Source organism: Nguyenibacter vanlangensis (assembly GCF_013376155.1).
In the GTDB taxonomy this organism is placed as follows: Bacteria; Pseudomonadota; Alphaproteobacteria; order Acetobacterales; family Acetobacteraceae; genus Gluconacetobacter; species Gluconacetobacter vanlangensis.
Window position 1 is genome coordinate 37598 of the sequence record NZ_JABXXP010000004.1, and the last position, 6802, is coordinate 44399.

At 60.3% G+C, this 6802-nt stretch carries 6 protein-coding genes; 2 read left to right on the forward strand and 4 right to left on the reverse strand.

Annotated elements, in window-relative coordinates; translation table 11 throughout:
* Positions 1 to 12 precede the first annotated feature (12 nt).
* The 3 genes from HUK84_RS01250 to HUK84_RS01260 are packed head-to-tail and all read right to left on the reverse strand — an operon-like array spanning position 13 to position 3810.
* Positions 13 to 1260 carry an ATP-grasp domain-containing protein gene (locus HUK84_RS01250; protein ID WP_176638582.1) on the reverse strand — a complete coding sequence of 416 codons (1248 nt, stop codon included), beginning with the start codon at positions 1258 to 1260 and terminating at the stop codon, positions 13 to 15.
* On the reverse strand, positions 1257 to 3227 hold the full coding sequence (locus HUK84_RS01255; RefSeq protein WP_176638583.1) for a beta-ketoacyl-[acyl-carrier-protein] synthase family protein: 1971 nt from the start codon (positions 3225 to 3227) through the stop codon (positions 1257 to 1259). Before HUK84_RS01255 ends, HUK84_RS01250 begins: the two co-directional genes overlap by 4 nt.
* Positions 3228 to 3273: 46 nt before the next feature.
* Positions 3274 to 3810 carry a hypothetical protein gene (locus tag HUK84_RS01260; RefSeq protein ID WP_176638584.1) on the reverse strand — a complete coding sequence of 179 codons (537 nt, stop codon included), beginning with the start codon at positions 3808 to 3810 and terminating at the stop codon, positions 3274 to 3276.
* A 213-nt stretch (positions 3811 to 4023) separates the two neighbouring features.
* Between HUK84_RS01260 and HUK84_RS01265 the strand changes: the two genes are divergently transcribed.
* Positions 4024 to 5487, forward strand: coding sequence for an aldehyde dehydrogenase family protein (locus HUK84_RS01265; protein ID WP_176638585.1), 1464 nt, complete (start codon positions 4024 to 4026; stop codon positions 5485 to 5487).
* Between the two features lie 118 nt (positions 5488 to 5605).
* On the forward strand, positions 5606 to 6307 hold the full coding sequence (locus HUK84_RS01270) for an acyl-homoserine-lactone synthase (RefSeq protein ID WP_218064132.1): 702 nt from the start codon (positions 5606 to 5608) through the stop codon (positions 6305 to 6307).
* 374 nt (positions 6308 to 6681) lie between these two features.
* Here HUK84_RS01270 and HUK84_RS01275 read toward each other — a convergent pair.
* Positions 6682 to 6802: integrase core domain-containing protein (locus tag HUK84_RS01275; RefSeq protein ID WP_176638587.1), on the reverse strand; the 121-nt coding region annotated here is incomplete at its 5' end.

Consider the following 6802-nt stretch of genomic DNA (forward strand, 5'->3'; position numbering starts at 1 on the left):
GTTGAACCGGCGTTACAGCGCGGTGAGTTCGAGTTTTTCGTAGAAGCGCTCTTCGATGAGAGCTGCCTTCTGCTCGAAGTCGTCGATGCCATCAGACTGCAGGATGAAGAGTCCGATGAAATCGGTGCAGTGCGCGCAAGACGCCCTGAACTGCCCTTGCGCGACATTGACCTGCTTTCGCAGTATCCACGGGTCCTGAAAGCTCGCTTCGCTGGGCGCCGCGCTGACGATGCCGCCTCGTGCGTGTCGCAAGCCGATCAGGCCCGCCGTGAATGTGTGTCCTGCCTGCATGACGGGAGCCGGCGCATTCCCGAGCTCGACCTGAAGCGCGGCAAGGGGGAGGTGCCAGCCATACTGCGCCTCGATCATCCAGATGATGCCGCCACCACCGGTGCGGGCGGCAACCTCGCAGAAGACGGCCGGCTTGCCAGCGGGGGCGAAGGCCTCGAGATGGATGACACCGCGCTCCATGCCGAGACCCGTGACCGACTTCTGGGCCAGCTCCGCGAGCTCGTCATGCAGTGCACCAGGCTCGAGCATTGCCGAGACGAACGGGGTGCCTGCTGTAAAGTCGATATTTGCCCGCCCTGGCAGATAGGGCGCGATCGCGATGTGCGAGAGCGTGCCGCCGATCACCAGCCCGTTGACGTGATAAAGGGTTCCGTCGACAAACTCTTCCAGTTCATACTGGTCTATCGACGCCCCCCGTTTACTGGAAGCGAACTCTTCAACCCATGCATCGTAGGCGGCCATGTCGCGGCAGAACACGACACCGCGTGAGCCACACTCTGCACGCGGCTTGAGGACCAGCCGCCCGTGGGCCTTGAGGATTTCCTCCGCGAGCTCCCGCGACGTGGCCGGCCCATGCCTGGGCACTGCGACACCTGCCGCCGACACGCGCTCCTTCATCAGGATCTTGTCGCGGAACCCTTCGGCAACGCTGGGCGTCATGCCAGGCACGCCCAGCGCGGCGCGCAGGGATGCTGCCCGGCCGACCAGGAGCTCGTTCAGCGTCAGGATCGCGTCGAACGGGGCGATGGCGTGATGTCGGGAGACGATCTCCAGCAGCGCGCTTTCATCATCGAACACATCCCAGCGGACGACCTCGACGGTAACGTTGCGCAAGCCCTTGAACGAGGATGCATCACCCCTGGCTGCCAGGACCACAATGTCAGCATTGAGGCTTGCGATTACACGGTGGCCAGCGAGGTCGGTAAATGCAGGTCCTTCCTCGCGGGTAAGCAGGGCGATCCGTTTCATTGTTTCTCTCCCGGGCACTCGATCAAGATTGCTGCAGCGTGGCCGGACAATGAGACCGTCCAGACGATGCCCCGCATCGGCAAGGAAGAGCTCTTTGCGCGTCGGATCAGCTCTGCGATGCCGAACAGTGGGGCGGCGGAACCGTAGTGGATCTCTGGGTTCCACAGGCGGTCGGCCGGCACGCCGAGCGAGTGTGCGATGTCGCGCCGGGTTGCATCGGCGATGCCGTCGCCTAGGATCAGGTCGATGGCATCGATATCTGTTCCGGTGGAGGAGAGAAGGCCACCGACTGCACCAAGTGCTGAGGTTTTGACGAACTGCTCGAGGGTATCGCCCACGGTTGCCCAGAGTGTTTCGGGAGCCTGAGCAAGCGTAAGATACTCGGCGCCAATAGTGGCGAGCGGCTTCACCTCCGAATTGGCCGGACCGACCACGCAGGCTGCAGCTGCATCTCCAAGCGGCGCAAGTCCCGGGTGACGGCGGTAGAATGGGGACACCCACTTGTCGGCGGCACTCAGGCAGACCCGCCCGCTCTGGTCGCTGTCGAGGAGCTGGAGGCCGGCAAGCCTGAGCGCCGTTGGAACACCCGCGGTCCCGAGCTGGTCCAGTGACATCGCAGACAAGGCGCTCGGGAAATGGTCGTGCTGGATACGAAGGCAAGTCGAGCCGAGAATATTCTCGTCAAGCATGCATTGCGCATGCAGCACGTGGCTGATGGAGGTGTCCTCCGTGAGGCCGAGCTTGTTCACAGCGGCGGACGCCATGTCAGGTATACGGACCCCTCGTGCAACCGGAATGGCAGCGATGCTCTGGACTTCGTCAAACCCGTCAATCGGCGGGCACGAGTGTTGCCCGGCCTCGGTAAAGAACATGTGCGGGAATACACCAACTATGTTCGTGCCGCGAATACTGGAAACCTCCTGTGACGACGGCAAGTCGGTCGCGATCGCGTAGATGCCGAGAGCCGGCGCGACGCGGGGAGTGGCATTCGCGTATTTGTCTTCAGTGCTGTCCGGCGGCAGCATAAGGGCCACGGCGTGGGCGCCGACATTGGATTGTCCGCAAGCAAGTACCGCCTTGCCGTCCTCAATGACCTCAAGGCCACGGTCGAGCAGGTTTATCGCGAAATCCGCCGTGCAGGCATGTCCTTTCGCACTGATGTTGTGGTCGAACACCGTGCCTGTGGAAAGCCCGTTCGAGCGCTCAACCATGCGCCAGTAGGAGCGATCGGCGTTGATCGGCAGGATGGTGCCGACATCATCCCAGGGGATGTTTTCCGCGCCGAGGGTCAGGTTGAGCGTGTCTCGCGTCTGATACCATGCTGTCTTGCCGATAGCGGCGCTCGCCGCCGAGTTGATTGGCCCGGCATGATGGATTGAATAATTGCCCAGGCCGATACGGGCGATCCTTGTCTTGAGGTTTCGCCGGCCAATCAAAATTGCTGACCCCCCGTCTGACATGATGCCAGCATCCTGTCGAACCCGGTATTCTCCGCCGCCGAACACACGGTCGGAGGTGAGAACCAGCCCAAGTGCATCGGCGGACTGGGTCCGCAGATGCTGTGCCACGAGCCAGATTGCATTAATCACGGACGCGCAGGCGAGGTGGCTCACCGAAAAGGACAGTGCGGGTGCCAGCCCTTCGGCATTGACGAACTCGGCGACAATCGATCGAGGGGCAGGTGGAACGCTGAAAGCCTGGGTGTGAGCATGCGCCACGATGGAAATGGCTGACTGATCGAACGTTTCGGTGCGCTTCAGCTCCGCATAGGCGGCCGACACAATGGAGAGATCGTCTTCTTCGGGTCCGGCGACATGGAAATGCCGGCATCCGTTGGCGGTGAGAGTGTCGACAAGCGACTGGCCGAGGCCCTCGCCGGTGCTCCAGCGGGATATGTCTTGTGGCGGCCCGGGAAGGTATCGGGTTGCACCTACAACGCCGACATCGGAAAGTGGAAAGGAATGCATTGAGGCGGGTCCAATCGCATGCAGTGAGTGGATTGTGAGTGCTGGTTCAGGCGGCGATCACATTGCCGACGGGGAGGGACGTGTGGCTGGTCGCGGCGTATTTCCGCGTCAGTGTCACTGCCTTGCCGAGGAAGATGCCGGCCATGTGAGCGGCCACCGCGATATTCAGCAGGGCGCAGCCGGGGCTGGCGAGCCAGCTCGGATGAATGGCAGCAATCGTGGCGAAGGCGTAGTTTGTCAGGAATGCGACGATCAACAGGGGAAGATATGTCCTGTCGCCTGGCCGACTGATGACGCCACGGTCATGGTCAGCGAGGATAGCCTCGTTGTGCACACTTAGGTGCCCAACGAAGCCTCCTATGAGAAGGAAGGCCGCCCAGAGCATGCAGTTCCCGACGCTGATCGCATATCGGGTCGCAAGGATGCTGCCGCCCCAGCACAGGAATACTGCCGGGACGACGAATAATCTCAGGACGCGCGTAGTGTTCGGTCGGCCGGCCTGGATGCCGCGATAGACCAGAAAGCCTGCGATCGCGAGAACCCACCAGGGCGTGTGGGAAAATGTTTGTGTAACGGTGCTCATGTCGCCGGGTCCTTATTTGTCGGATCAGGATTGCTCCCTGAGACAACTTAAGCATGCGCGGCATCCGAACATGCACTGGCAGAAACCCCAGGGGAAATTCGGCAGGGCAGCCCGGCCGGCATGCTTCTACTAACTGTCTTGGTCGAAATGTGCTCGCAAGCGTTCGGAAGGAGGAACGATGCGCACAAGTAAATATCCGGAGAATCATCCAAAATGCAGGACTTTCGCAGCTTTTACATTGATGGCTCGTGGGTTGACCCAATGGGCTTGGATACCGTGCCGCGGATCGACCCGACGACTGGCCGGAACATCGGCCTTGTCGCAGTCGGATCCGAGGCTGACATTGACCGGGCCGTGGCGGCGGCAAGGCGAGCGGCGCTTGGATACAGAGGCGTCTCGACGGCACAAAGGGCAGACCTCTTACGCAGCATCCTGGCAGAATATACACGTCGGTCTGGAGCGCTCGCTGATGCGATCGTCGAGGACATGGGCGCTCCTGTCCGTTTTGCGCGCTCGGCGCAGGTGCCGGCGGGTATGGCGCACCTGAGTGGCGCTATCCGCTCACTTCTGGCGCAGGATGCGGTTGTCGTTCGAGGACGCACGCATTTGGCTCGTGACCCGATAGGCGTGTGTGGCTTCATAACGCCCTGGAATTGGCCTCTGAACCAGATACTGGCCAAAGTCGCCCCGGCGTTGGCGGCAGGGTGTGCGATCGTACTCAAGCCGTCAGAACAGGCGGCCTCATCGGCGCAGGTTCTTGCCGAAATCATTGCGGCAGCCGGGGTGCCGCGAGGGGTGTTCAACCTGGTTCACGGCGATGGAAGGACGACCGGGGCTGCACTGTCAGCTCACCCTGGTGTGGACATGATATCTATAACGGGGTCGGTGCAGGCGGGGGTCGAAGTCGCGGCCAAGGCTGCGCCGGGCGTCAAGCGGGTGGCTCAGGAACTCGGGGGCAAGAGCGCGCACATCATTTTCGATGACGACAACCTCAGGACCAATGTTGCCCGTGGTGTGCGGCAAGTGATGCTCAACTCGGGCCAGAGTTGCAATGCACCCACGCGAATGCTCGTTCCCCGGGCGCGCATGGAGGAGGTCATTGAGGAAGCACGCACCGCTGCGTCACGGATCACGGTCGGAGCTCCATCAGACAACCCTGTAATGGGGCCTGTGGCCCATAGAGCCTTGTTCAACAGCATTCAGATGCATATTGCCGTCGCGATCGCGAACCGGTGCCGTCTTGTTGCAGGGGGGGCAGGCCGTCCGGAGGGTCTTCCGGATGGGTTCTACGTCAAGCCAACGATATTTGCCAATGTTGATCCCAAATCAGCGCTTGCTCAGGAAGAGATATTCGGCCCGGTGCTCGCGATAATCGGCTACCAGGATATCGAGGAGGCTATTACCATAGCCAACGACACGGAATACGGGCTTGCCGCATATGTGAGTGGCGCCGATACCGAGGCTGCCTATGCCGTTTCCCGGAAACTGCAAGCGGGACAAGTATCAATCAATGGAGCGTTTGATTTCGAAGCGCCATTCGGCGGCTTCAAGAAGAGTGGGAACGGGCGCGAGGGGGGCGATGGCGCATTGGATGCGTACCAGGAGATCAAGGCCATCATGGGGGCACCACCGCGGAAGGCCCCGGAGCGCGAAGCGGGGGTTGCGCAGTCGACCTGAGAGGCTGCGAACACCCAGGATTATTCCGGGGGTACATATAAAGGGGGTGGTATGCCCGGTTACTCGGGATGACCTCAAATCATCATTCTCACTTCAGCAACGAAGCTGGAGAAAAATGATGATTAAAGTCGTTAACGCGAAAAACATCAATCCTAATGTTCACTATATTGCGTCTTTTGCGAGACTTCGTCATAGAGTTTTCATCGAAAAGCTGAGATGGAATCTTCCATTACACGATGACGCGTCAGGTCATGAGTATGATAGTTACGATACGGAAGACGCTACTTACATTCTCGTGTGCAACGGCGTTGAAGTCGTCGCCGGCGTTCGCCTCATCAAGACAACACAGCGCTTTCTCCTCGGAGAGCTGTTTCCGCATCTTGAACGCACCGTCGTGCCGACGGGTAAGGACGTCCTCGAGGTAACGCGCTTTGTCGTCGAGCCGGAGCGGGAGCGTCTGGGCTCAGTTACCGATCCGGTAGGGGAGCTTGTGGTCGCCCTTCTGGAATATGGAGTGGCGAACCGGCTGCGCAACTTTATTTCGGTTTCGTATGCCGGAATGGAGCGTCTTCTTGCTAGGACCGGATGCCAGATTGGGCGCCTGGGTTCGCCGCTCCGGTTCGATGGTCGCATGACCGTGCCCCTGAAATTCGACATTTCTCGGGAAATTCTGACAGCCGCAAAGGCCCGCCTTTCAGGGCTTGCTGTGGTCGCTGCTCCCACGGAGCGCGCCGCACCCGTGCCTGCCGATCTGCCCATGGCATCGCGCACGACCTCTCATGCCGGGCGATATCCGGCCCGCGTCGCCCTTGCAGCATGACCGTTGGGCTCTTTTAACGGAAACCGCAGCTTAATAGGCTGCGGAAATTCAGGGCGCAAAAGTGGTGTTGATCACCAATCCGTTGAGGTATCGTATATAAACTCTGACTGCCCTCGGTAAGTGGGTGATCGGATCCCGGCGTTTTTTGCTATGCCAATCGGTCAACGAAGCCACATGCAAGCAGCAGTTTTCTTTGGTTGCGTGCCCCCGCAACCAACCGTTTAATAACAAACGCTTAGGCCGCCCCAAAGGCGGCCTTCGGCGTTCATGGCACCTGACCCTGCCCCGAACGTGCCCTCAGTTTTGAGTTAGGGTCTGTGGGTTGCTAAAGTGCTCCCCGATCTTAGGCCAGGGCGAGCTGGAAATTCCCGGGGTTAGGGCTCAACCGGCAAGCACGCCGGCAAGCTATTGAGCAGCGATATCGGCGGTTTATTGCCGATGGCACTGTGTGGGCGGACCTCGTTGTAGTCCTGACGCCAAGCCTCCATTTTTGCC

Excerpts from the sequence above, each read along its gene's own strand:
- HUK84_RS01250 (WP_176638582.1), bottom strand. The coding sequence starts at position 1,260 with ATGAAACGGATCGCCCTGCTTACCCGCGAGGAAGGACCTGCATTTACC.
- HUK84_RS01255 (WP_176638583.1), bottom strand. The coding sequence starts at position 3,227 with ATGCATTCCTTTCCACTTTCCGATGTCGGCGTTGTAGGTGCAACCCGA.
- HUK84_RS01260 (WP_176638584.1), bottom strand. The coding sequence starts at position 3,810 with ATGAGCACCGTTACACAAACATTTTCCCACACGCCCTGGTGGGTTCTC.
- HUK84_RS01265 (WP_176638585.1), top strand. The coding sequence starts at position 4,024 with ATGCAGGACTTTCGCAGCTTTTACATTGATGGCTCGTGGGTTGACCCA.
- HUK84_RS01270 (WP_218064132.1), top strand. The coding sequence starts at position 5,606 with ATGATTAAAGTCGTTAACGCGAAAAACATCAATCCTAATGTTCACTAT.